Here is a 23,458-nt window from a genome sequence, read left to right on the forward strand (position 1 = left end):
CTCGGTTCTCTCGCTTCTCTGCGGGCGATGGGTAACTCACGCTTCCATCTCCTCCCGCATCCCGAGCGGGTCGTCTTCCTGGTCGTCGTCCTGCTCGACGCCGGCGCCGGCGTCGCGGTTGCGGACGTGATGGAGCGCGACGACGGCGCCCGCCGCGATGGTCGGCACGACCACGGGGAACGGGTCGCCGACGATGGCCGAGGCGATGGTGCTCCCGGAGACGCCGATGGTCCCGGTGAGCCCATAGCCCATGAGTCGATCCATCGTGGTCACCCCAGGTAGCTGATGACGTAGTAGCCGCCGGCCTGGACGGCGAGCGAGATGATGCCGACGATCGGCTCGGCCTGGATGGCGCCGCGGGCGCCGAGGATGTCCAGCCCGGTCGCCAGCACGAGCACGAGCGTCCCGAGCGCGACGTAGCTCTCGACGGTCGCCTCGCCTTTCACGAGGTTGGCGAGGTCGGTGTCGACGTTGTAGTTCGCCCCGCGGTCGTTCACCCGGTTGGTGACGTAGGCCGCGCCGAGCGACAGCATCGAGAGCACGAACGCGATGGTGATCTCGGTGCCCTCGACGGTCCAGATGCTCCCCGAGAGCGCGTGGCCGAGAATGGTGATGGTCGCGATACCGGCCGTCACGGCGGCCGACAGCGCGAAAACGGTGCCTGCGAGCGCGTCTTCCATGTCGATTTGTCCGAACATTGGCGTCACGTCCGTCAGGGAGACGGACGCCCGACAGGCTCGCGCACTTCGGTAAAAGACAGGTAGCGACTATCCCACGGTTTTACAGCAATCGACACCTGATAGCTTGATTCCGCTAGCGTGACCGGTGCTCTGGGTCGTATAAGAATAGCTCCCCATCCCGGCCGAAACCATGAGTTCCAGCGGCAATCGGCCCACCGGCTGCCGACGGGCCTTGTATCAGGGGTGGCATCTCTGGCGATCAAAGTTCAACCCGTCACCGAAACATCCGTCGTGGTGCCGCTTTCGGTTCGATTGGGCTTGCACCCCCGTGCCTGCCCATTTCCCGAAGTATAAACAGTTAGCGGACGATTCTATTAAAAATTGAAAGCGTTATCTCGCGTCGAAACTACCTGATAGGTCAGCCTGAATGCTTGTTTCCACGAAACGACAGTCTGCCTTTATGGTGCGTACCGGATACTTGCGACTCGCATGCAGATTAAGCAACTCCTCAAAGAAGACGACGCGGTGTCGCCGGTCATCGGCGTCATCCTGATGGTCGCAATCACGGTAATCCTTGCGGCCGTCATCGCATCGTTCGTGCTCGGCATGGGCCAGCAGAACGACCCGACCCCCACTGCGACGATCGGGATGGACTACGAGGAACAAGACACGGACGAAGGGCTGCTTACGCTTTCGCACGAAAGCGGCGAGACAATAAAGTCTGACAACCTCTACGTGCGCGGCAGCAATCTTCTCTCCACAAACGAGGACTGGGACGGGGACGGGTCTGGTGATGCTGACACTATCAGTGAGGGTTCGTGGGCTTCCACGAGTGCTTACTCCCCAGGTAGTGAAATCAAGTCAGGTCAAGAGCTTACCGTCGGCGTAACCAGCTCGTACGATGTTAAGGTTGTTTGGCAGTCTCCTGAGGGTGATACCTCCTCAACGCTGAACGAGCAGACCGGCCCCGACGCCTAATCGCGCGTCGACCTCTCCACATTTCGTTCCGACCCCCGGTTTTTGAGGATGTCAAGCGCCACGTCAGAGGAATCCCTTGTTGTGAGACTCCGTCTTGCCATTCCAGACCGCTTTTAGCCGTTGGAACCCCCGGTCGCGCGTCGAGAAGGGCGCTCGCCGCGATATGCACACAAGGGAAATCGGGCCGTGTGCATATTCGGACCGACACCGAGCATCTAGACGCCAGTTGGAGTGCGGTGGGCCGTGGGCCAGTATGGCCTTTATCAGTAATCGGGCTTCCAGTTACTCGCTCAGACCTACTTTTTGGCCTCGTGTTCACGAGCGGTCGGTATGCGGATCCGCGAAGACGGCAAGCACGCGCACCGGACCAACACCATTGAGCAGGCTGCAGAGTTCTGGGACTGCAATAAGACTACGGCCCTGATGAAGTCTGCAGATTTCTCAGTACGCATGGACGAGAGGATCCAGGATATACTCACTCGGGACTATTTGAATGAAAGACAAAGAAGGGACATTGCAAATACCCTCTCAGTTCCGGGAGTATACGAAATCAAAGTCCACAGTGAACATGAGGTCCTAAAGTAAACTAGTTAATCAATTAATTCGTCCCAGAGATCTTCACGGAGCCTTGCAACTTCTTCTTCTGCCTGTTCAAGATCCTCCAATTCTTCGGATGTATGTTTTGAGATCACTACAGTAGTTTCGGAGAAAAATCTCTGTAGATCTTCGCGGTTATCCTCTATCACTGAGATCGGCCGGATATATGGTTCCTCAATATGTCCGTAGTGAGCGTTAAATCCGTCTTGGTATTCTTCACTCATGTGGAGCTTTTGCAAGACGAGGACTAGATCAGATGAATCATCGAGGGAGGATGAATATGGTTCCAACATGAGTACATTCTCGTGTTGCACATAATGGCGTAGACCTAGCAGAGTTCTTGAGGATGGTTCCCCACGATACGTGTCCTCCACATCAGAAAGTTCGCTTCTGTATTCTTCTCCTACACCATCTTGAATCGTGTTGTGGATCTGGAGTAAAGTGTATAGCCCTGAGAGATAATGATGGAGTTTGCGTTCAACCTCAAACACGTAATTTCGAGCCTCTTCATTTCTAGGGGACCCTGCCGGTTCTGGCAAGGAATGATTGTAGATTTCAGTTAGATCTTGGTAATCCGATTTCAGTGTCTCAAATCGCCAGAGGAATTTTCCTACCGCAGTGCTAACTTCTCTTGCATGGTGGTTACGAATTCGTTGAAATACGTTCTCTGAAGACATCCTACAATGTCTTCTATTGAGGAAGAATTAAACCCCTTTCCTATCCACATTTCTACCATGGGACAGATTAAAGAGAGTGAATTCAGGGTAGTAGATTTTGATGGTGTTGACTACACTCTGTACGATCTGGAAGAGGACTTTCCGGTATTCGTGGAGGAACAAAATGACCTGTACCCCTCTTCTCTTGAAACAAAGATCAACGAGATGGAGATTGGAAATAAAATCCGGGCCGAAATCCAGAGCGAATCGGTTACTCAACAGGATGATTATTGGCGGTTTTTAGACATAGAAATTCTCACGACTACTCGGTTCCATTATATCGATGACTTCGATCAAGTACCAAGTGCTGCAGAAAAAATGCTGAGACTAGGTCGACAAAATGACGAAGATATCGTCCGAAAATCTGTCAGTGTCGATGGTGCACGTTTAGGGTACCTATCAGCGATACCAGAATTTGATGAGACAGATTTGTGGCGAGATCTAAGAGGGGGCTTCCGAACTCACGAGATCGATATTGGCATGTTAGAAGATCTCTCCGAGCCTCCCTTTGAGATTATTTATGCTCGTAATTCAGATGGTTCAAATGTGTTCTATCATCTTGCCGAACAAGACACGGAACTAGCGGAGAAGGTGTTAGACCTTAATTAGAGCCATTTAACGAGGGCTCTGGTGATACTTCATTTCGCATTTTCCTGAAAACCCGTTCCTCTTCACCAGTACTCTGATTAACTAAATCTCGACTTGGCCAAGTGTGGATCTCAAGATTATCAAATCTCTCCGCCACATTCCGGACTGTCTTAATCTGGTCTACGGCGTATTCCTTCCACTTCTTCGGGTCTTCGAGTTTCCTGAATTCCTTCAGAGCTTCTTCCATCCCTGCTTCTTCCAAGGCTTCGACGCACATGTCGAAATTCGCGCCTCTGGGGTTGATCGGTTCGTGGAAAACCACTTCTGGATTGATCGCAGAGAACCAACTGAGCGCCTCGTGGATATCGTCCTCATCCATCGTCGGATAGGTTGGTGAGAACGACACGAAGCGCGGGACCCCAGCTTTCAGCATTTCATTGAGTGCTTCCCAGCGGGCCTGAGGCGGAGGAGCATTTGGTTCGATCGCACTGACTAACGAAGTATCGAAACTGGGAATCGAAGTCCCGACAGTAAGATTACCGTCTGCCTTCTTGAACAAGTCGATATCTCGGGTTACGTTTGGACTCCGGGTGAGGATACGAACCGGGACACCGTGCTCAACGAGCTCCTGAACACAGCCTCGGGTGATTTGAGCGGCGCGCCGATCTTGGTAACAGTCGGTCCCACTGGATAGCATTACGATGCCGCGCCCCCGTCTAGTTTTCTTCCAATCCTCGAAATCGGTGTCCTCTAACCCTTGGTGAACCCGCTCGGGGAGATCGTCTCGATACAAGAGATAATTACCCCAGTCACGCTGCGGGTCGTTTACGTCGGCACGATCTTCGAGCATCTGGTCCCGGTTGTCTATTGCGGGGGTAGAAGGGACGTAGCAGAACTTACACCCGTGGCGGCACCCCGTTGCAACGTTGATTACATAGTCACACAGGCTTTTCTCATGAAGCTTTGATTCACTGAGGACGGATTTGGTCGGGTCGGCATTGACTCGAAGACCGCCTTGCTCTTCGCCTTCTGCTTCCGTGGCACAGCTCCAACAGAGAAGGTGGCCGTCAGGCTGAGCGCTGAACCGGTCGTTTATCTGGTTTCCGCACTCGTAGCACACGAGCCCCTGCTGCCAGAGATTGATCCGTTGACCATGTTTACGTTCAGATTCTCGAAGTTCGTCAAGGGTGGGCTCTTTCCCGAGATCCTCGACAACCTGACCATCCTCATCGACGAGTCGGACGTATCTGTCGTACCAACCACCGTCGGGGTCTCGTTCGGTGTCGAGGTGCATCATTCCGCTTCTACCTTTCACTTAGATATCTAGATTTATAACTCCAAGCCGTGGGCGGAGTGAAAGTGAAAGTGGAGATTTATCTGCTAAATTCAAGCCGAAGCCGGGGGGCGGGGGTAGTCTTCTGGAGATTCTTTCTTTTCCATTTCTCGGCGGAAGTGGTCCTGACGATCTGAAACATGTTTTACGAATTGCTTATCAGGCCATAAGTGGACAGGGATGTTAAGTTCTTCACCAAGTTCTTCAACTGCTGTTAACTGACGTTTTGAATACTTGATCCACTGTTCACGGTTTTGGAGACTTTCAAGTTCTTCAGCAAGCTCATTTTGACCTGCTTCCCGGGCTGCTTGTACCGTCATGTCGAAATTGCCACCACGTGGATTAATCGGCTCATGAAATACAACATCCGGATCAAGTCGTTTTTTGAATGTCTTGAGAAGTTTCCGGAGGTCATCACGGCCCTGAGTCGGGTAGGTTGGAGACATTGATACATATACTGGCACTCCAGCATTACTGATCTCTTCAAGAGCATTTAGCCGAGTAGATGGGGCCGGTGCTCCGGGTTCTATTGCTCTCACTACATCGTCATCCAAACATGGAATGGAAGATCCGACAGTAACCAGCCCATTGGCGGCCTTGAAAACATCCAGATCACGCACAACGGCTGGACTTCGAGTTAATATTCTAACCGGCTTTTCATGTTTAACCAATTCAATAACGCATCCACGGGTTATCTGCGCAGCTCGTCGATCTTGGTAACAATCTGTACCGCTGGAAATCATCACGACACCTCGACCATCCTCTGTATGTTCCCATTTTTGTTTTCTCTCCAACTTTCTTGCAAGTCGCTCAGGAAGGTCATCACGGTAGAGAAGATAACTACCCCACTCTCGTTGTCCATCATCTACGCCTGCTTGCTCTTCAAGCATCTCTCCCCGTGTTTTGATATTTGGAGTACTTGGTACATAGCAGAATTTACAACCGTGGGAGCACCCCGTGGCGACGTTAATAACATAATTGCAGAGATTCTTGTGATGAAGAGATGAATTGGAGAGAACAGCCTTCGTCGGGTCTGTGGTATGAGAAACCCCTCTTGAATCATTCTCTGCATCCGTCTTCAAAGAACAGTCCCAACAAAGTAGCTCGCCAGTAGGATTTGAACTGAATCTTCCTTCAATTTCATCACCACATTGGCCGCAAGAGAATTGCTTTTTCCAAAGATCAAGACGCTCTAATGGCTGACCGTAATTTCGACTATGATCCCTCAGGTGGTTTAGCTTCGGACTTTGATCGAGGGATTCTACTACAGTATTTTCATACTGGATCTTCCTAGTCCCGTTGTCTGTGGCGATTCTCAGACTCATATTCTAATTGGACAAGTCTATTCCCTCTGCCCTAGTAAGACTATGGAATCGTTAATCCATGAAATCCCCAAGACCACTCTGTTGTTCATCTTCCTGAGAAAATAGATCTATACTTGTCTGTTCGCCGCGCATAAACCGAAGAATTCGTTCTACATCTTCACCTGTCAGCTGATCAATCTTCTCTTTCATATCCTCCAAAACCTGGATATATGGGCTTCCACCCTTCGTTTCGCGCGTACAATAGATCATATCATAGTAGAACTGGCCTCCGCTCCGAACTGGAACAAATTCCTGGACAGGACGGTTGGCCTCAGCTAGCCGAGACATGTATATTGTCCGGTATTCATCGTCATTAGTGGCGGCTTCCCAAGATGCATTGCCGTAGAAATTATTCATGCTTGTTTTGTAATCTGCTCCAGCTGTTCTGCGCACTGCAATAGTTGGAAAGTTAATCAGTAAGTCGCCATGGATTTCAGTCAAGGTTTGAATGGTTGAATAGTGGACGTCGAGCCCCTGATTATCAATGAAGGATAATGTATTAACAGATTCTCCCTTATAAAGTGTCTCTTCCCTAATTTCTTCTACAATTTCATCCATAACATTATTTGTATTTTGCTGGATGATCCGATAATCATCGCACTGGAGGTCTTTCGATAAATTTTGTTCAACATGTTCTAATCGGTCCCTGAGCGCTGTAGCTTTCTCCGGATCTTGTTCAACGAAATACATGCGATTAAATGAATTATGGGCCATAGTAGCAGCGATGATGGGACTTCCGACAAAGTATTCGTCATCTTCAGGGAAGGCAGAAATTCCAGATCCAGCAAGGGCATCAATGTAGTAGAAATTGTCCATGTAGTTTGGTATAATATTGGTATACATATCGACAGTCGCAGCAAGAAGAATTAATTTTAGAGCCGACCAAGAGCTAAATTCATTGGTAGTATCTGGGGCAACATTCCAGAGATCAATAGAAGAATCTCTTAAGCGTTGTAATTTGCTTTTAATCCAACTCTGAGATACTAGAGAGCTATCACCTGACATGAGTATCACTAAGATGACTTTCGCTCACTAAACTCGTTTCAAGGACCATGAAACTAGGTATTCGAGCAGACTGTTCAGTAATCCTTCCTGATTCTGAATCGATCTACTGAAACTGAGTACCGCTCTTATTCTAGAGATTCGGCCTCAATATCTCCAGATAAGTAAGACTGCCCTGTCTCAGTAATTCGATAGAGACCGCCGTCTACCTTCTCAACTAAGTTTGCCTCAAGTAGGAGAGCCAAACGCTCACTCACATAGTGACGTGAATAGTCCGTGTTCACTGCGAGGACACGAGGAGAGAGTATCAAAGAGGATTCTTCGAGAGTTTCGAGGAGTCGGTCATCTGCTTGAGTCATCCACGAAACCCTCGGCCTTCGCATAGCAGGTGGTAACACGTTGATTCCATAGTTCCTCCGGAGGTCGTCAGTTTGGATGACATACAGTACGCTGTAGCTTAACGAACGTTGGTCTTTAAGTGAGGTGGGTTCAACAGTCGGCCCAAGAGCGTCACACCGTGCTGGCGGGCGTAATTCCCGCGAGAAAGAGTCGGTAGCCGACGACCCTGCCCGTCGGCCGGGGTGTCGCTCTCCCGAGCGAACACATGACCACCAGAGATGCACGCCGCCAAAAGCCAGGTGGCACGACGAACCGCACGAAACCCCGTTTCACTTTCACCGGCGAAATCGCCGATTTTGCCGGGACGGGGATCGAATCACGTTACTTTCACTTTCACTCTGCGTCCGTGGATTACCCCTTTTGCCCCCCGGAATTTCAGTCTCACTCGGCTATGTCGGCAGACGAGAAGAAGACCGTCCGAATTGAAGATGAGAACGACCGTTGGCGATTCACCTGTCCCCGCGGCCACCGCGACTGGGAGCCCACCAACCACCACTTTTGGTGTGCGACCTGCGCACGCGCCGAGACCGTGGACGGGGTGTTCCACGAACTACTCGACCAGCGGACCGACGAACTCTACGCACGCGACGAAGTGCAGCTGCTCACGCCCGTCGGCCCCTACGACCGAGACCTCGACTACCGGGAGACCAAAGCATGAGTGACGACGATCTCATCTCGATCCCTCCACAGGAGGCTGTGGACCTACATCTGGATAGTCTCGAGGATACATCTGCGGACTGGACGGAGACCAGTCACCGGAGCCACCTGCGGGCGTGGGTAGAGTGGTGCCGAGAAGAGGGTGGTATCGACTCGATGGACGAAGTGACCGGCCGAGATATCTACGAGTTCCGACGGTGGCGTCGAAACGGCGGCTACTCCCGTGGTGAGGACGAGATAGCGGCCCGGACCATCCACACGGCCCTCTCGACCCTTCGGGCCTTCCTGCGGACGTGTGCGTCCATCGAGGCCGTCCGGGAAGACCTGTTCGAGAAGGTCCAGCTACCGACCTTGAGCCGGAACGAACAGGTTTCCGACTCGTGGCTCCCGCCCGAACGGGTCCAGCCCATCCTCGACTACCTGAGTAGCTACGAGTACGCGAGTCGAGACCACGTTATCTGGGTTCTGGTGTGGCACACCGGCGCCCGACTCGGTGCAGTCCGCGCGCTCGACCTGGGCGACGTAGAGCTCGACGGCGACGAGCCGGGGCTGAAGTACCGCCATCGACCAGAGACCGGAACCCCGCTCAAGAACAACGATCAGGGAGAGCGGTACAACCGTATCAGCCGGCGCGTCGCGAGAGTGCTTCAAGACTACATCGAGGGTCCGCGTGTGGAGGTGACCGACGACCATGGGCGAACCCCGCTCGTGACGACGAAACACGGCCGTCTCTCGCCCACGTGTATACGGAACGCGTTCTACCGTTGGACCCGACCGTGCAAGGTCAACGAAGAGTGTCCTCACGACGAGAACCCGGACACCTGCGAGTATGCCCGTCACACCGGGATGAGTTCCTGCCCGTCGGCTCGCTCGACCCACGACGTGCGAAAGGGGAGAGTGACGAAGTACCGGAACGACGGCGTGCCGCGCGGCGTGGTCGCGGACCGTCTCGACTGTTCTGAAGAGATCCTCGACAAGCACTACGACCGAGCGAACGAGCGCGAGAAGGCAGACCGCCGATGGGAGTTCATCGATGACGAGTAACACCCAACACGAACCCGTAGAGGTACCGAATATCGGGGCACCTAGGCCCTGCAGCGCCCATGCTTTTGCGACGAACGGACGTGAGGAGCAAATCATGTCCGCGAAGGATTTGAACCACGAGAGTCGCAGCGTCGAGCGGAGCGAGGCGACCGTCTCTCGGAGGTTCACAATCCTGCAGCGCCCATAAATATGAGGCGAGATAATCGCCGTACAGCGTGGCTATCATCGGGTGAACAGGTCTGATTTTGCTTTCGTTCGGTGGTCGAACGATGGGTGATTTCCACCGGAGTTCGCGTACAGCCAAACTGGCCGCATTCGAGAAAATCAATCGCGGATTGCAGTGAAGAACAACCTCTCACGAGCCGACTCGGTCCAGAATCACATTTGACGGACGCGCTCGGCTAAGTGTAGAATTCTCCGGAGCAGTAGACGCGATCGTCAATCTATTTCAGACCAGACGTGTCTGAACTTTCCGCTACCGGAATCGCGCTGGGGTGCTTCTACCGCTTTCTCGATGCCAATCTCGGTGATACCGCGTTGGTCCAGAAACGTCTCGACGTCCCGTTTCACGTGGTCCCAGACGGTTCGTTCGTCGGAATCTTCAGTTACGTCGAGTCGAATGGTGAGCGTCTGCGGAGCTGTCTGAATTATCTGGGCCCGATGGACGCCCGGTACCTCCTCAACGACGCTCGAAATAGCCAGCGGGAACACGGGAACGCGCTCTCCCTCCTGCGTCTCGAAATGGAGAACATCTCCTTGTCGCCCCTCGATTTCTATGACCGGGAAGGGACTTCCGCACGGGCACGGCTCCTCGTACATCGTGATGCTGTCACCGAGATCGTACCGAACGAGCGGTTGGATGCGATTTCCGAGGTTCGTGATCAGCACTGTCTCCGACGGCTCGCCGGGTTCGACCGGTCGATACTCCGAATCGACCGGTTCGAGGACGACCCAGTCCGTGTTTGCGTGCAGATTCCCGCGCTCACACTCAACCGCAATCGGAAAGAACTCCGTGGCGCCGTAGATCTCGCGTACCTCGCACTCGAAGTTCTCCCGTAGTTCGCGCTTCTCCGCGTCCGAAATCGGTTCTGCCGTCGGCGCGACGAAGGCGGGACTGATGTCGAGTCTCCCCTCCTGCTGCGCCCGCGCCAGTTCGACGAGGACGGTCGAGTATCCGACGAGGAACGCCGGTTGATAGCCGTTCAGGTCTGCAACGAGTTCGTCGAGAGGCCGAGTCGGGGAGAACAACCGAATTCGGTGCTGGAGGAATTTCGACTCGCGCTGTAACATTGCGATACCAGAGGCACCGGCAAAGTGACCGCCGCTTACGGCTATCTCTGCGCCTTTGAACCGGTTCTTTCCGAGTTTCAGTATGGACGTCGTATCGAGTAACGCAGGTAGCGTCCATCGGTCGGGAAGCACGTTGATCAGTGTCAACGCTGTCTCGTCCTGAACGAAGATGCCCGGTTCGCCGGTCGTTCCCGAGGTCAACCAGACCGGATAGCGGTCGAGAAAGCGCTGGCCGATGGTCGATTCGTCGGCGACGAACGCGTCGATCTCGGCTTTCGTGAGCGCTGTATCAGTGACTACGTCGTCGAAGTTCTCCATCAGCATTGGCTTGGTCATCGGCGGAAACTGTTCGAGATCGGTACTGCCCTCGGGAACGTCTGCGTAGTGTCGCTTATAGAATCGAGACTGCCGCCTGACGAACGCCAGCAGGTCAGCCAGCCGTCCTCGTTGGCGGGCATCGATCTCTGAGCGGGTCGCTCGCTTGGCACGCCACACGTCGAGCGTGATTTTTCCTTTGGTAATCGGATCCATCGTACTGGCTTCGAGAAGCGGGGTGTCTCCCACAGGCCGCGTCTCGTGTTCGGTTCCCACTTCGTTCTGAACGGACTTTGTTCTTGACCTGCCTCTAGACCTCAGACGATGTCGCTAACGTCGCCTCTCCACGGTTCACCGTGCCCAGACAGCAGCACTACTTCGCCACAGGAATCTAGTTTCCGTATCGACGAGCGCGCCTTCTCCGCGTCGTAGTGTATCGGCGGCAGCACTGTCGGCTCGGTGTGACGGCCGGTTCGAACGTTATAGGTCATCAGGGCGTCACCACAGAAGAGCACGTCTCTGTCGGAGAGGTAGAACGCGGACGAACCGGCTGTGTGACCCGGGAGGTGGATGACCGTCGGATGTCCGGGGACGTCGAGGTCGTCGCCGTCTTCGAAGATCTCGAATGCCGTGAGTTGTGGCACCGACCCGACCCCGGAGCGAACGACCTCGACGAAGTACGCGAACGCCGAGGGCCTCCAGAGTTCCTTCAGGAAGCCGATAGGGGGGAGTGACCGTGAGACCGTGTTCGCGCGCTGGACGTCAGCCGGATGAATCCACACCGGAGCATCGGCGGCCTGTCGCAACCACTCGGCGAACCCGACGTGGTCCAAATCGCCGTGGGTGATGAGGATAGCCGCGACATCTCGCAACGTGTATCCAAGCCGTTCGACCCCCTCGACGAGCAGTTGCCAATGTCCGGGGAGTCCGGCATCGACGACGGTGAGCGCGTCTCCCTCCTCGACGACGTACCAGTTGATCCGACGCGTGCCGAACCGATACACCCCATCGGCGACTTCTCGGCCGCGAATCAGAGCCATACCGACTGAACGCACCGGGCGGCCATAAGCACGGGCGACGCGACGCCTGTCCCGTCCGGATGACAAACGTTGAGTCGTCTCGAACTGTACGGTCACACTACGAAAACTGGCAGATTCACTACGACAGCGCGATCGGAGGCTCGTCGATATCCTGAAGGGACGGGCTGGGTTGCTGGATACGCCCTCGGCGTCGTCGGGGGAACAATTGCGTGGTTCGTTTCCGGTGAGGTCACGATTGGGCTCATTCTATTCGTCGCAACCGGAACCGCACTGGGTTTCGCGTTCGAACAGTCAGTGGACAGCCGACCCCTCACGACACGTGAACGACGCGTCGTCCGGATTCTCCTCAGTGCAGGACTTCTCGTGGGCGTTCTCGTGTTAGTCTACGTAGCCGGGTTCCCGTGAGAGGCATCGAGGAATGCTTTTAGAAACCCTCGATTTCGGCCGCCTCACGCCTGAAAGGTCGATTCGTTCGATAGTCGAACCGGAGCCTGCAGCGCCCATGCTTTTGCGACGAACGGACGTGAGGAGCAATTCATGTCCGCGAAGGATTTGAACCACGAGAGTCGCAGCGTCGAGCGGAGCGAGGCCACCGTCTCTCGGAGGTTCACAATCCTGCAGCGCCCATATTTCCGGTGGAAGTAATCGCCCGACAGCGGCGGTGTAGGTCGCCGATCGAACGCAGCGCCGTTGCGTTCGTTCGATGGTCGAACGAGGACGTGGTTTCTACCGGGGTTCGTGTACAGCCAAACTGGTGGCAATTCAGCAAATCAATTGCCGATTGACACAGAAGTCTCGTCCTCTGCCAGGATACACGTACTGTATACAGAGGATGTATGCAGCAAGTCGCCGCTCTTTGTTTGCCAGTGGGTATGTTGAATCGACCGACACGAAAGGCCTGGGAGCCCATCCATCGAAATCTCAATCAATGCACCAGCGGACTGGTCTGCTTCACATCTACATGTTTATAAACGCTATAGTTTTACGAATCGAGTACACCAATGCCGAACGTTCCTAACAGAGAGCGGTATCCATCGCAACGGGATGGTTACAGACGTGTGGTTCGGTCTCGTCATTGGGATAATCGCTTTCTTGGAGTCGGCTCAGGTTCCGATAGGACTGGCCGCTTTTGGCCCAACAGGCACAGCAATCGGAGTCGGACTCGAACGAGTTCTTGAGACCCGTTCCCCGACATCTAGAGAACGACGGTTCGCAGTCTTTGTTGGCGTCGTCGGGGAGATCGCCGATTTGATACTATTCTTCGTTCTATTCGATTGACTGGCAGATCCACTCACCAGCTGTTTCACCGCAAATAGTGTCTGACCATCGGCTTTCAACAGAACCGGGCACGAGATTACATCTGGGACGTCTCAACGTCGAAAAGAGCTGTGAACTGAGCCAGAAGAACTAGAACGATCGCCAGTCCGAGGGCAGGATATTCGACCGCGACCACCAGCCACTTCACTGATTGCGTGGTGTTCATCAAACTGATGAGAGTGGTGGAATAGCTATCGGGGTTTGAGTAAATCAGGATAACCCAGAGGTTTTCCAGCGAATCGAGAAGCCGTGAACAGACGGTCAGCATCATCCCGAGCTTCGGAACCAGAACTAAGCGATCGTCGAACGACAGTCGCTTCATCACCAGGGAGTGAAGCGAGAAAAAGAGGAAGAACCCAGCGACGATGAAGAGGTAATCCAGCACAGAAAGGAGTACAACCGAATCCATGACCGGTTCGAAGGCCTGTAGGATGGTGTCTACTTCAGTCCGAGTTGTTGCCTCCTGTAGATCTGCGGTCGAATAACCGGAGGTCTCGATCTCCCTCGTGACCGGGACGAAGCCAAAGACGATCGTTCCGACGAACAGACAGAACGAGATGATGGCGACGACACCATGTGTTCTGAAAGAGCCGGTCTCTGCGTACGCTTCGACCGGTCGGAAGACGCTGATCTCTCCTCGCATGTCTGCGACTGGTGCTATCGGGTGTTGAGCACCCCCGGCCATAAAGAATGAGTTGCCGCTACGATTCAGATGAGTGGCCCTCCGGATGACTAAGCGTCGCGGAAGTTCGTCTCAAAAGCCCCCTCCTTAGCTCTGGTAAACTCCTCCACAGATGAGAGACTCTGGTCTGGTTGCGCTCAGTAACGGAAAGGCACATTTCGGACTGTGATCTGTGGGGAACAGTGAAAATTGCGGGGACTATAGGTGGTTCCAAGATGAGTACAGAAGATGACTCGATTCGTTCGAAGGCGATTGGTGCGGAATCGGTATCGGGGTAGGTATTGGTGCCGGATGGGGGATAGTGATGGCGCTGATCATGGACGGAGAGATCTCGACAGGACTCACGATTGGTGCGGGTGCTGGATTGGTAATCGCGCTCGTTTCCGGGGCCGCTGTCTATCATACTGCAACAGCCGAGTAAGCTACCACGCCCTGAAGGGCGTGGCATTCAGCATAGATTCTCGATTGAATCAACTGCCACTCCAATAATCGCCCCGAGCGTCATCCCGAACATCATCCCGAAAACCATCCATATCACAATGGAATCCGGTCCAAAGCCGCCCCCTTTCCCATAAGAAGGTTGTCACATGTTCCCCGTGTCGGTTCTGTACATAACGATCAAATCGGCTCAGTTTCGATCACTCGTTCGTGACTGACTTGCACGTTGTACTCAGCTGGACTACCGAAACACATCATATTGTGGATGTTTAAACACGGTCAGTCGGCTTATTGATCATGTCATATTGCCACTGTGTGCGAGTTACGTGCCGGTCTAGTAGTGCTAACTATTGCCAAAAGATAATGGCAACAGATCGTGAAGAACGTGCTATGGGACAGACCACCCCGAGTGACTGGAATCTCCGGCGATTCAACGCGGTCATGGGAATTCTACACTTTCTCCAGGGCGCGGTAATGCTCTATCTGAGTTCGTCGCGGGAGTGGACGATCACCGCGACGCGTCTGGACTTCGACACTGAAAGGCAGCAACTCGTACCAGTCATGGAGTCGATTGGGACGATCGAGTTGGCTTATCTGGCGGTTGCGTTCCTTTTTATCTCTGCAATCGCTCATGCACTGATCGCAACGATTCTCTACGATCGCTACGTCGCCTATCTCGGGCGGGGGATGAACCCGTACCGGTGGTACGAGTACGCAGTCAGCGCGTCAGTGATGATTGTCCTGATCGCCATGCTTGCGGGCGTCTGGGATCTGGGCACGCTGATCGCACTGTTCGGCCTTGTCGCAGTGATGAATCTCTGTGGGCTGGTTATGGAGCGTCACAATCGTCTGACTGAGAAAACCGACTGGAGTTCGTTCATCGTTGGTTCGATCGCCGGTGTTGTCCCGTGGATTGTCATCGCCGTTTCGATTATCGGCACGTTCAACGCTGGCGGCAGCCCACCGGACTTCGTGATTATCATCTACGTCTCGCTGTTTGTCCTCTTTAACCTCTTTGCGATCAACATGTTGTTGCAGTATCTCGGGGTCTGGAAGTGGCAGGACTACCTGTACGGTGAGCGGGCGTACATCGTGTTGAGCCTCGTGGCGAAGTCGCTGCTGGCCTGGCAAGTCTACTTCGGCGCGCTGAACTCGCCGGTGTAGCAACCGCTCTTACCGGGGGTTGGAACGGGCGTCGGCGACGCGAACCGTGCCGACAAGCGAGGTAGCGGTGCCTCAGCGAGGACGCCGAGTGCAGCGAAGAACCCCTCAGCAGCAACAAGAATGACGAAGGTCAGGACCTCGTAGAGGTAGAAGTCCCTTTCGGTCTCTCGGACTTGAACCACTCGTGTTCTGGTTTCATACGTACTGTACGTGTCGAATATTGTACTTTTGTAGGGCGGTTCTTGTGTTCACTCTCTACGGTCAAGACGCAAACCAGGGGCTGCTACTGTGCTGCCTCATCGATAGCCTTGACGAACTCTTCAGAGCGCTGTGACCCGACGAGAACAGCACGACCGTTCGTCCGTTCGATCCAGACCCCCCGATTGCCACGTACGTTGTATGCAAGTTTCCCGGGTACCCAGCGGATTCCCCAGCCGCCAAACTCACGAATTGGTCTGTACTGTCTGGACTCGTAGCGCTCGATCTCCGACCATGCTATTCGACGGAACGACCGGTGAAGCGGCCACATTTTGAGATAGATGCCGTCGGCTCTCACTTCAGTTCGGAGACGGAGACTGTAAACGAATCCAGCGATGGCACCAACGATGATAAGTCCACCCCACGAGATGGGTCCTAACACGAGCAAGAGGAGCGTAATGCCTCCGAGGAGTGCCCAGATCCACGGCTGGCGAAACCGCTGGACTTCACGGAAGAGTGGGGTCTTTTCCATGCATGAGTACTACGGAAGCGTCGCTATTCAGCACCTGGGTTTACCGGATATCGAAATACAACCGGGACAGATACGCGCTGTGTATTTGAAACGTCTGAATTCGACCAGTTCACGCCTGAAAGGTCGATTCGTTCGACAGCCGAACCGGAGCCTGCAGCGCCCATGATTTTGTGGTGCGATAATCGCTCGAACGCGCAGGGATTATCGGTCGAACGACCGAGGTGGAATGCTTTCGTTCGATAATCGAACGTCGGGTGGTCCATCGGTGGATTCGCGTACAGCCACGCTGGTCGGAACCGAGATAATCAATCACTCATTGATAACCCGCTGGTCTCTTGCCAGTTAACTACGGGAATTGACGGGAAAACGTCCGAGTTCTCGCCAATAATCGTCTGCCGAAAAGAGAGTGAAACCTCGCACAGTGATTCAATCGAATCGTTCGACGACTGTACGAAGATTCGATAGTTGGACGCGAACGGCTTACTAAATCCATCTCCTTCGTCGACGTGTAATGAGATCGATTGGCGACCGGCATGTCAACGGTAACGGCTCTGAAGCGGGAGGGAAGTAACCGTGCGGATCCCCGTCCCCAATAACAGACTCGTAGCGTTTACCCTCGCAGGTGCGCTCCTCACGACGATCGTAGCTGGTGCTCTCGCTGCCCCGATTGGTGGCCTCACGCAACCAGGTGGACAGGCAACCCCATCGGGAACGGCCGCCACGGACGCCTCACAGCAAGCCGCTGCTGACGCTCCGACCCCCAACCAAGACTTCACACCGGCAGTAGCGACGCAGTCTGGTTACGAGGAAGAAGAACACGAAGAGTACGAGGAAGAGCATGAGGAGGAAGAAGAGGACGAAGAACACGAAGAGGACGAGGAAGAACATGAGGAGGAAGAAGAGGACGAAGAACACGAGGGGGAGGATTGAACCGAGGTATGGGGTCCCTCGCATCTATCTACGAACGGGTTGGAAACGCAGACCGTGAGTTCCGCTGCTGTGATACGGCGTTCTTCGTACAAGCAACGGGGGCGCGTGCCGACGCCGCGGTCACTGCCGCTCGGGACACTGCCGACTCGCTCGAAAGCCAACTAGACGCCTTCGAGAGTAAGAGTGCGGTCAGCAAACTGAACCGAGAGGGGGCAGTCACGAACAGACACGTCGCCCGGATCGCCCGTCGCGGGCTCGACTATTTCGACCGAACAGACGGGGTGTTCGACATCCATCAAGGCCGCGTCGAGCGCGATCTCAAAGCGTTTCTGCGTGGTGACAGCGACTCACTTCCGCGGACGTTCGACACCGGAACGGTCCATATCGACGACGACCGAGTTACGACTGACGTCCCACTCGATCTTAACGGTCTCGCCAAGGGATACATCGTCGATCGGGCCGCGGAATCACTCGACGGGGTCGCCCGATGCGGATTCGTCAGCGGTGGCGGCGACATGTCCCCACCGACGGGGCGAGTCGCCATCGAGAGTCCGTACGGCGACGACAAGCCATTGAAGATTCTGGACACGGACTGGCACGTCGCAACGTCCGGTGAGTACCGACGCGAACGGGGCGGTACTGACCACGTCTACGACCCGACGGCCGAGTCGCTCGGCTCGCGCCACGAGTCTGTCACCGTCGTCGCGCGGCGGGACTGCATGGAAGCCGACGCCCTTGCGACGACGCTGGCTGCGCTTCCGCTCGCTGAGGCGCAGGCCTTCGCAGAAGCATGGGACGGACTGGAGGCACTCGTGATTCACGACGGCGTATTCCATACGACCAGCGGCTTCGAGGCCCATGTCCTGGACGCATAAGCAGCGGATCACTGTCGTCGCAATTGTCGTTCTCGTCGCGGCAGTTCCGGTGCTGTGGCAGATCGGGGACGTCCGCGCCACACAGGCAACCGAAGAGAAACAGAGCGACCTCGTCGACCAGACCGTTTCGACGCGACAGGCACCGGCCGATTACGACGGCGATGGTATCGACGACTCCACTGACAGGTGTCCGACGCGCCCCGAGACGACGAACGACTTCCGGGATTCAGACGGTTGTCCCGATATCGTGGCCACCACGGGGGCCTCGTAATGTCGGCGATCGTCTGGTATCTCGACCGCGGGGCCGCACTCGTCGCGTATCCGGCGCTGTATCTGGCCGTGCTCACGGGGGTCCTCTACAACACGGAGTCGTTTGGTGTGCTCCACGAGGCCGCTCGACGCATCCACATCGAGTTGGCGGTGTTTGCGATGATCGTCACGCTGCTGCATGCGGGACTTGGGGTACTGGACGCGTGGTTCGTCGTCACCGGCCAGGTACCGGAACCGGCGTACCCAGTGCCGTACTTCCTCAGTGGCGTCGCTGTCGGTGTGGGGGCGCTCCTCCTGCTCGTCGTGGCGGTACTGGGCTTGACCGACGCAAAGCGCTTCCAGCGCCCATGGGGACCGCGGGTCGTTCACTCGTTCTCCTACGCCGGGTTTGCCTTCGGGACGATCCACGCGGCTGCAATCGGCACCGATCTGATGGGGCTCGTCCGTCCCGTGTTGGGGCCCTCTGTGGCGTTTCTCGTGTACGTCCTTCTGTTGCGTGTGCTGGTCCTGCGGGGGGTCACGCCGGTTACAACCACGAGTCAATAGCTGTCCCACAGGCCGAGCAAGCGGTCGACGACTCTGTCGGTGAACGACTGCCGATGGATCGTATAGAGGTACCTGACCCGGTCGGCGTCACTGACGTCGTACGCGACGCTCCGACCATCGCGCTCTTTCGTGACGAGACCGGCGTCGGCCAGATTCGAGAGATGCCACGACACGGTCGACTGGGCCTTTTCGAGGCGGTCGCTCAGTTCGGTCGTCGAGAGCGGACCGTCAACGAGGAGGTGCGCGAGGACGCGGCGGCTGTACTCGCGTCGCAGCGCGTTCATCACGGCTCGGTCGGTCTCGTCGAACTCGGTAGCCGGATAGTACCGGGTGTACTTCCCGTCCTCCGAGACCTCGACGAGTCCCTCGTCGGTGAGCCACCGGAGTTGGTACTGGAGTGTCCCCTGTGCGTAGTCGAGTTCGTCGAGCAGCGCACGGAAATGGACGCCGGGGGTATCGGCTATCTGCTGGTAGATAGCCCGCCGGGAGGCCAGTTCGAGGTCGGGATCCGACATCGTTCAGTCCCGCGTCAGGGCGAGGAAAAACGCAAGCAGCCCGCCCAGGATGAGGACTGCACTTCCGTGTTCGAGTAGCTCCAGCGTCGCGTACGGGACGTACGGGAGCAACGGATGTTCGAGAAACACGACGAGTCCGTAGACGGCAAACAGAACGTACCCGACAGTGACGACCCTCATTCGACGGTCGCGCTCACGTCGCCACGCGAGGTAGCTGAGGATACTGAGTCCCGCGGCGAGGACGAAGATTCCGAGGCTGACGTACTGTTCGAGGAGTCGAGCGAGTGACATGAGTTTCGCTGTGAACGCGGTCCGTGGGAGGTACCCGGCGGCCTATACGTTCCTACCGTGGTGAGTGCTCGCCAAAACAGTTGGCGTCCAACCGTCGAATCCAGTCGTCCGACCTCGCTGGGTCCCGTCGAGAGGTCCCTCAGGCGATCCCACCGAGAAGGTTTCCGACGGTGTACGCGACGACGGCAGCAGCCATTCCGACGACGAACATCTCGACACCGTTCACGTACCACCGTCGTCGGGTCACCAGACTCCGACTCGCTCCGACGGCGAAAAACGCGAACCCGGTAAACGCGATCGAGAGGGGAAAGGTGGCGTCGAGTTCGAGGATGTAGGGGATCAGGGGTGCCCATCCGGCGACGACGAAGGCGAGAAACGTGACGAACGCCGTTCGGCCGGGGGACTTCCCGTCGGCCAGTTCCTCCTGCGGATCCGAGCCGCTACCCTGCACGGAGCGCTGGTAATCGAGTTCCGACCGACGACTGAGATAGTTGCTCATCCCCATCGAGAACCCGTCGGCGAACAGATTCGCCACGCCCAGGATCAGCACGATCGAGGGGTTCAGTGTCGCTCCGGCGACCCCAGAGACGACAGCGAAAGTCGTGACGATTCCATCGTTGGCGCCGTAGATCACTTCGGCGAGGTACCGGCCGGACGACTCGACGTCGTCGCCGAGGAGTTGCGCTATCATTCGTTGTGTGCTCGTTCGTCCGTTCTCGACTAATTATCCGGGGTCTCGCGTTCGAAAGCGGGAATCCCGGTTTCGTGCTTCGTATTACATGGACAAACGTCGGTGAGAAACTTCTCGTTCCGATGGATGGATCACTGCTCTCTCGGCGAGCGCTCGAACGAGGTATCACGAAACACCTCGACGGCCAGATCACCGTCCTCTACGTGATCGACCCGATGCTCGCCGTGGACGAAGCGGAGGCGTCGGGGCTGCTCGCGCCGAATCCGTTGCACGACCGGACGACCGAGCGGACGGTCGAGACGACTGAAGTAATCGCCAGCGGTGGCGATATTGAGACAGACGAATGGGGCCTCCTCACCACAGCGGCGGCCCGCTCGACGGTCGAACAGAAACCTGCAGCACCCAGTCCGGTCTGACTGAACCTCCCCGCGGGACGCGCCGTTACAGATAACAACAGTTTTGCACGATCCTTTGAAACAGGGGCGCAACGTGGTGGGACGCGATGGCCGTGGTGTGGACAGACGAAGCGTGCTGAAGACGATCGGTTCGGGAGCGGTGGCCGCGACGGGAACGGTCGCGACAAGCGGCGCGGCGGCGGCCGACGAGAGCGACGAGCACTACCACAACCCGGTCGGACCGATCGGGTTCGGCGACGTGACGGTCATCCAGGACCAGCGCGAAGACAGCGACACGTACTACGCCTACGGCACCGAGACGCCGAAAGACATCGTCCCGATAGCGCAGTCGGAGGACCTGGCCAACTGGGAGTACATCGCACCAGCGCTGGAGGAGTACCCGGACTGGCGCGACGAGGACGACGCCGGCGTGTGGGCCCCGGACATCAACTACTACGACGGGAAGTACCACCTCTACTACTCGTACTCGACGTGGGGGAGTCAGAACAACCCCGGAATCGGGCTGGCGACGGCGGACTCGCCGGACGGCCCCTTCGAGGACCAGGGACCGGTGTTCAGGAACGAAGACCTCGGGATGACCAACTGCATCGACGGGGAGTTCCGGGTCGTCGACGGCACCCCCTACATGGTGTGGGGGAGCTGGTTCGGTATCCACGGCGTCGAACTCACCGAGAGCGCCGACGACTACGTCGAGGGCACGGACTTCCACCTCGCGGGCGACAAGCGCGAAGGCGGAATGATCGTCGAGGAGAACGGCTACTACTACCTCTTTTACTCGACGGGCCACTGCTGCGACGGCTACGACAGCACCTACGAGGTCGAGGTCGGGCGCGCCGAGGAGTTCACCGGACCCTACTACAACCAGGACGGGACGGACCTGCGCGATCTGAACGAGCACAACAGCGGCGTGGCCGTCCTCTCGGCGACGGACCGGTTCACCGGGCCGGGTCACAACACCGCCTATCGGGACGAGAACGGTGACTGGTGGCTGTTCTATCACGTCGAAGCGACGGCCCAGCGGGAAGTGCGGACGATGATGGTCGACCGCGTCCAGTGGGACGACGATGACTGGCCGGTCGTGGCCTGCAACGGCCATCCGAGCGCCAAGAGCCCGATGCCGGGGAGCGGTGAATTCGACTGTGAGAGCGCCGCGTTCGAGAGTAGCGTCGCGGCTGATACGCCGACCGCGACCTCGTCTCCGACGGAGACATCCACGTCGACCCCGGCGGAGACGGCGACCTCGTCGGGGACGGGCGACGGAATGTCGATACTCGGCGGCGTCGCGGCACTGGGTGGGGCGGCGGTCGGAGCGCTCGGCTTCGGTGACAGCCGCGGAGCGGACGACTCGGATTCGGAGTGAGTACGGACAGTCCGCGGTCGGAGTGAATGCGGACAGCACGATTCTGCAGTGAACCTGAGTCGGATAGTGGGGTCGGTGATGCGGGACACGCACGACCCGGCGACCGGGAGACTGGCTGACCCGGCGAGAACGTTTATTCCGTTCACGTTCGACCACGGACTATGGCCGGACAAGAGCGGATCGTCGTGTTGAATCAACCCGCACACGGGATACCAGCGAGCGAGTACGCGGAGGAACTCCGCAGACGCCTGCCGGAGTATCACGTGAAGCTCCCGCGAACGGAGGGGGAAGCGCGTGCGGCGGTCGGGCAAGCGCGAATCGTAACTGGACTCCACATGGACGAGGAGCTACTGGCGCGCGCCGACGAGCTGCGCCTGTTCGCCTGCGGGTCGGCGGGCGTGGGCCACCTGCCCCTCGACGCCTTCCGCGAGCGCGGCGTCGCGGTCACGAACGCCTCTGGCGTCCACGGCCCGAACATCGCCGAACACGTGCTCGGGTGGATGCTCGCGTTCGCTCGCCGACTCGACGAGGGCTGGCGTCGCGAACAGGAGAACCTGTGGCAGCACTTCCGCGGCGGCGAGCTACAGGGTTCCACCGTGACGGTCGTCGGGATGGGCGCCATCGGCCAGGCGGTCGTCGAGCGCCTGGAGGGATTCGGCGTGGAGACCGTCGGCGCACGCTATTCGCCGGACAAGGGCGGACCGACCGACGACGTCGTCGGGTTCACCGACGACGAAGCGTTCCAGGGCGCGCTCACGCGGTCGGACTACGTCGTCGTCGCGGCACCGCTGACCGACGAGACGCGGGGACTGATCGGGGAGACGGAGCTAGCGGCGATGCCGACCGACGCCGTCCTGATCAACGTGGGCCGCGGCCCCATCGTCGACACCGAGGCGCTGGTCTCGGCGATCAGGGGGAACAAGCTCGCCGGCGCCGGTCTCGACGTGACGGACCCCGAGCCGCTGCCGGCCGACCACCCGCTCTGGGAGTTCGACAACGTCCGCATCACGCCGCACAACTCCGGCGCGACGCCCGAGTACTGGACCCGACTGGCGGATATCCTCGAGTCGAACCTCGAACGCGTCGACGAGACCGGCGGCTACGACGGCCTGGAGAATCAGGTCGTCAGCCCCGCGGACGACTGACAGGGGAGTTCGCCGGGGTGGTCGGGGTCGGTCGACTCGACGCGGTTCGGCGAGATAGACACACACCACCAGCAGGTATTTTCGC

The 23,458-nt window shown here is 56.9% G+C and carries 27 protein-coding genes; 13 read left to right on the forward strand and 14 right to left on the reverse strand.

The window, feature by feature from the left end; translation table 11 throughout:
- Positions 1 to 36: 36 nt before the first annotated feature.
- Positions 37 to 264 carry a hypothetical protein gene (locus ACMGFE_RS20325; protein ID WP_436927104.1) on the reverse strand — a complete coding sequence of 76 codons (228 nt, stop codon included), beginning with the start codon at positions 262 to 264 and terminating at the stop codon, positions 37 to 39.
- 5 nt (positions 265 to 269) lie between these two features.
- Positions 270 to 698 carry a DUF8023 family protein gene (locus ACMGFE_RS20330; protein ID WP_436927105.1) on the reverse strand — a complete coding sequence of 143 codons (429 nt, stop codon included), beginning with the start codon at positions 696 to 698 and terminating at the stop codon, positions 270 to 272.
- Positions 699 to 1,169: 471 nt separating this feature from the next.
- On the opposite strand from ACMGFE_RS20330, the gene ACMGFE_RS20335 reads away from it, so the two are divergent.
- The gene (locus tag ACMGFE_RS20335; protein WP_436927107.1) at positions 1,170 to 1,658 is read left to right on the forward strand and encodes a type IV pilin domain-containing protein; all 489 of its coding nucleotides are present in this window, start codon (positions 1,170 to 1,172) and stop codon (positions 1,656 to 1,658) included.
- A gap of 330 nt (positions 1,659 to 1,988) precedes the next feature.
- Positions 1,989 to 2,243: a DUF7692 domain-containing protein gene (locus ACMGFE_RS20340; RefSeq protein WP_436927108.1), complete on the forward strand. Its 255-nt coding sequence runs from the start codon at positions 1,989 to 1,991 to the stop codon at positions 2,241 to 2,243.
- Between the two features lie 5 nt (positions 2,244 to 2,248).
- Here the strand turns inward: ACMGFE_RS20340 and ACMGFE_RS20345 are convergent, their stop codons facing one another.
- A complete protein-coding gene (locus tag ACMGFE_RS20345; protein WP_436927109.1) occupies positions 2,249 to 2,932 on the reverse strand; it encodes a hypothetical protein in 684 nt (227 codons plus the stop codon).
- 57 nt (positions 2,933 to 2,989) lie between these two features.
- Between ACMGFE_RS20345 and ACMGFE_RS20350 the strand changes: the two genes are divergently transcribed.
- The gene (locus tag ACMGFE_RS20350) at positions 2,990 to 3,580 is read left to right on the forward strand and encodes a DUF6663 family protein (protein ID WP_436927110.1); all 591 of its coding nucleotides are present in this window, start codon (positions 2,990 to 2,992) and stop codon (positions 3,578 to 3,580) included.
- Here ACMGFE_RS20350 and ACMGFE_RS20355 read toward each other — a convergent pair.
- The 4 genes from ACMGFE_RS20355 to ACMGFE_RS26070 all read right to left on the reverse strand — a co-directional run bounded on the left by ACMGFE_RS20355 (position 3,573) and on the right by ACMGFE_RS26070 (position 7,641).
- Positions 3,573 to 4,853, reverse strand: a complete 1,281-nt coding sequence (locus ACMGFE_RS20355; RefSeq protein ID WP_436927111.1) for an SPL family radical SAM protein — start codon at positions 4,851 to 4,853, stop codon at positions 3,573 to 3,575. The genes ACMGFE_RS20350 and ACMGFE_RS20355 overlap by 8 nt on opposite strands.
- Before the next feature lie 92 nt (positions 4,854 to 4,945).
- Complete coding sequence (locus ACMGFE_RS20360; protein WP_436927112.1) at positions 4,946 to 6,217, reverse strand: SPL family radical SAM protein; 1,272 nt, start codon at positions 6,215 to 6,217, stop codon at positions 4,946 to 4,948.
- 51 nt (positions 6,218 to 6,268) lie between these two features.
- On the reverse strand, positions 6,269 to 7,261 hold the full coding sequence (gene tcmP, locus ACMGFE_RS20365) for a three-Cys-motif partner protein TcmP (RefSeq protein WP_436927113.1): 993 nt from the start codon (positions 7,259 to 7,261) through the stop codon (positions 6,269 to 6,271).
- Positions 7,262 to 7,386: 125 nt separating this feature from the next.
- The gene (locus ACMGFE_RS26070) at positions 7,387 to 7,641 is read right to left on the reverse strand and encodes a winged helix-turn-helix domain-containing protein (protein WP_495849305.1); all 255 of its coding nucleotides are present in this window, start codon (positions 7,639 to 7,641) and stop codon (positions 7,387 to 7,389) included.
- A gap of 407 nt (positions 7,642 to 8,048) precedes the next feature.
- Between ACMGFE_RS26070 and ACMGFE_RS20370 the strand changes: the two genes are divergently transcribed.
- Both ACMGFE_RS20370 and ACMGFE_RS20375 read left to right on the forward strand, forming a co-directional pair.
- Positions 8,049 to 8,315 carry a hypothetical protein gene (locus tag ACMGFE_RS20370; RefSeq protein ID WP_436927114.1) on the forward strand — a complete coding sequence of 89 codons (267 nt, stop codon included), beginning with the start codon at positions 8,049 to 8,051 and terminating at the stop codon, positions 8,313 to 8,315.
- Positions 8,312 to 9,358 carry a tyrosine-type recombinase/integrase gene (locus tag ACMGFE_RS20375; protein ID WP_436927115.1) on the forward strand — a complete coding sequence of 349 codons (1,047 nt, stop codon included), beginning with the start codon at positions 8,312 to 8,314 and terminating at the stop codon, positions 9,356 to 9,358. Before ACMGFE_RS20370 ends, ACMGFE_RS20375 begins: the two co-directional genes overlap by 4 nt.
- A 438-nt stretch (positions 9,359 to 9,796) precedes the next feature.
- Here ACMGFE_RS20375 and ACMGFE_RS20380 read toward each other — a convergent pair whose 3' ends face one another.
- The 3 genes from ACMGFE_RS20380 to ACMGFE_RS20390 all read right to left on the reverse strand — a co-directional run bounded on the left by ACMGFE_RS20380 (position 9,797) and on the right by ACMGFE_RS20390 (position 13,963).
- Positions 9,797 to 11,212 (reverse strand): phenylacetate--CoA ligase family protein, encoded by a 1,416-nt coding sequence (locus tag ACMGFE_RS20380; protein ID WP_436927116.1) that lies wholly within the window; start codon positions 11,210 to 11,212, stop codon positions 9,797 to 9,799.
- Between the two features lie 68 nt (positions 11,213 to 11,280).
- Entirely contained in the window at positions 11,281 to 12,003 is a 723-nt protein-coding gene (locus tag ACMGFE_RS20385) for an MBL fold metallo-hydrolase (RefSeq protein WP_436927117.1), read from the reverse strand.
- A gap of 1,354 nt (positions 12,004 to 13,357) precedes the next feature.
- The gene (locus ACMGFE_RS20390; RefSeq protein ID WP_436927119.1) at positions 13,358 to 13,963 is read right to left on the reverse strand and encodes a hypothetical protein; all 606 of its coding nucleotides are present in this window, start codon (positions 13,961 to 13,963) and stop codon (positions 13,358 to 13,360) included.
- An 867-nt stretch (positions 13,964 to 14,830) separates the two neighbouring features.
- Between ACMGFE_RS20390 and heR the strand changes: the two genes are divergently transcribed.
- Positions 14,831 to 15,604 (forward strand): heliorhodopsin HeR, encoded by a 774-nt coding sequence (heR, locus tag ACMGFE_RS20395; protein ID WP_436927121.1) that lies wholly within the window; start codon positions 14,831 to 14,833, stop codon positions 15,602 to 15,604.
- Between the two features lie 283 nt (positions 15,605 to 15,887).
- Here heR and ACMGFE_RS20400 read toward each other — a convergent pair whose 3' ends face one another.
- A complete protein-coding gene (locus ACMGFE_RS20400; RefSeq protein ID WP_436927122.1) occupies positions 15,888 to 16,334 on the reverse strand; it encodes a DUF6141 family protein in 447 nt (148 codons plus the stop codon).
- Positions 16,335 to 16,907: 573 nt separating this feature from the next.
- Here ACMGFE_RS20400 and ACMGFE_RS20405 point away from each other — a divergent pair.
- From ACMGFE_RS20405 to ACMGFE_RS20420, 4 genes are read left to right on the forward strand one after another with little or no spacing between them, the layout of a single operon-like run.
- Complete coding sequence (locus ACMGFE_RS20405) at positions 16,908 to 17,264, forward strand: hypothetical protein (protein ID WP_436927124.1); 357 nt, start codon at positions 16,908 to 16,910, stop codon at positions 17,262 to 17,264.
- 8 nt (positions 17,265 to 17,272) lie between these two features.
- Positions 17,273 to 18,139 (forward strand): FAD:protein FMN transferase, encoded by an 867-nt coding sequence (locus tag ACMGFE_RS20410; protein ID WP_436927126.1) that lies wholly within the window; start codon positions 17,273 to 17,275, stop codon positions 18,137 to 18,139.
- Entirely contained in the window at positions 18,123 to 18,410 is a 288-nt protein-coding gene (locus ACMGFE_RS20415) for a hypothetical protein (protein ID WP_436927127.1), read from the forward strand. The genes ACMGFE_RS20410 and ACMGFE_RS20415 overlap by 17 nt, the downstream gene beginning before the upstream one ends.
- Positions 18,410 to 18,955 (forward strand): DUF8596 domain-containing protein, encoded by a 546-nt coding sequence (locus ACMGFE_RS20420; protein WP_436927129.1) that lies wholly within the window; start codon positions 18,410 to 18,412, stop codon positions 18,953 to 18,955. The genes ACMGFE_RS20415 and ACMGFE_RS20420 overlap by 1 nt, the downstream gene beginning before the upstream one ends.
- Here the strand turns inward: ACMGFE_RS20420 and ACMGFE_RS20425 are convergent.
- The 3 genes from ACMGFE_RS20425 to ACMGFE_RS20435 form a co-directional block, all read right to left on the reverse strand.
- Positions 18,949 to 19,470, reverse strand: coding sequence for a winged helix-turn-helix transcriptional regulator (locus ACMGFE_RS20425; protein WP_436927130.1), 522 nt, complete (start codon positions 19,468 to 19,470; stop codon positions 18,949 to 18,951). The two genes, ACMGFE_RS20420 and ACMGFE_RS20425, sit on opposite strands and share 7 nt — an antisense overlap.
- A 3-nt stretch (positions 19,471 to 19,473) precedes the next feature.
- Complete coding sequence (locus ACMGFE_RS20430) at positions 19,474 to 19,761, reverse strand: hypothetical protein (RefSeq protein WP_436927132.1); 288 nt, start codon at positions 19,759 to 19,761, stop codon at positions 19,474 to 19,476.
- A 139-nt stretch (positions 19,762 to 19,900) separates the two neighbouring features.
- On the reverse strand, positions 19,901 to 20,452 hold the full coding sequence (locus ACMGFE_RS20435; RefSeq protein ID WP_436927133.1) for a VIT1/CCC1 transporter family protein: 552 nt from the start codon (positions 20,450 to 20,452) through the stop codon (positions 19,901 to 19,903).
- 74 nt (positions 20,453 to 20,526) lie between these two features.
- On the opposite strand from ACMGFE_RS20435, the gene ACMGFE_RS20440 reads away from it, so the two are divergent.
- From ACMGFE_RS20440 to ACMGFE_RS20450, 3 genes are all read left to right on the forward strand, one after another.
- Positions 20,527 to 20,868: a universal stress protein gene (locus ACMGFE_RS20440; protein WP_436927134.1), complete on the forward strand. Its 342-nt coding sequence runs from the start codon at positions 20,527 to 20,529 to the stop codon at positions 20,866 to 20,868.
- Positions 20,869 to 20,965: 97 nt separating this feature from the next.
- Positions 20,966 to 22,228 carry a family 43 glycosylhydrolase gene (locus ACMGFE_RS20445; RefSeq protein ID WP_436927136.1) on the forward strand — a complete coding sequence of 421 codons (1,263 nt, stop codon included), beginning with the start codon at positions 20,966 to 20,968 and terminating at the stop codon, positions 22,226 to 22,228.
- A gap of 161 nt (positions 22,229 to 22,389) precedes the next feature.
- The gene (locus ACMGFE_RS20450; RefSeq protein WP_436927138.1) at positions 22,390 to 23,373 is read left to right on the forward strand and encodes a D-2-hydroxyacid dehydrogenase; all 984 of its coding nucleotides are present in this window, start codon (positions 22,390 to 22,392) and stop codon (positions 23,371 to 23,373) included.
- Positions 23,374 to 23,458 lie beyond the last annotated feature (85 nt).

This window comes from Halosimplex amylolyticum, from assembly GCF_051414035.1.
GTDB classification, from domain to species: Archaea; Halobacteriota; Halobacteria; order Halobacteriales; family Haloarculaceae; genus Halosimplex; species Halosimplex amylolyticum.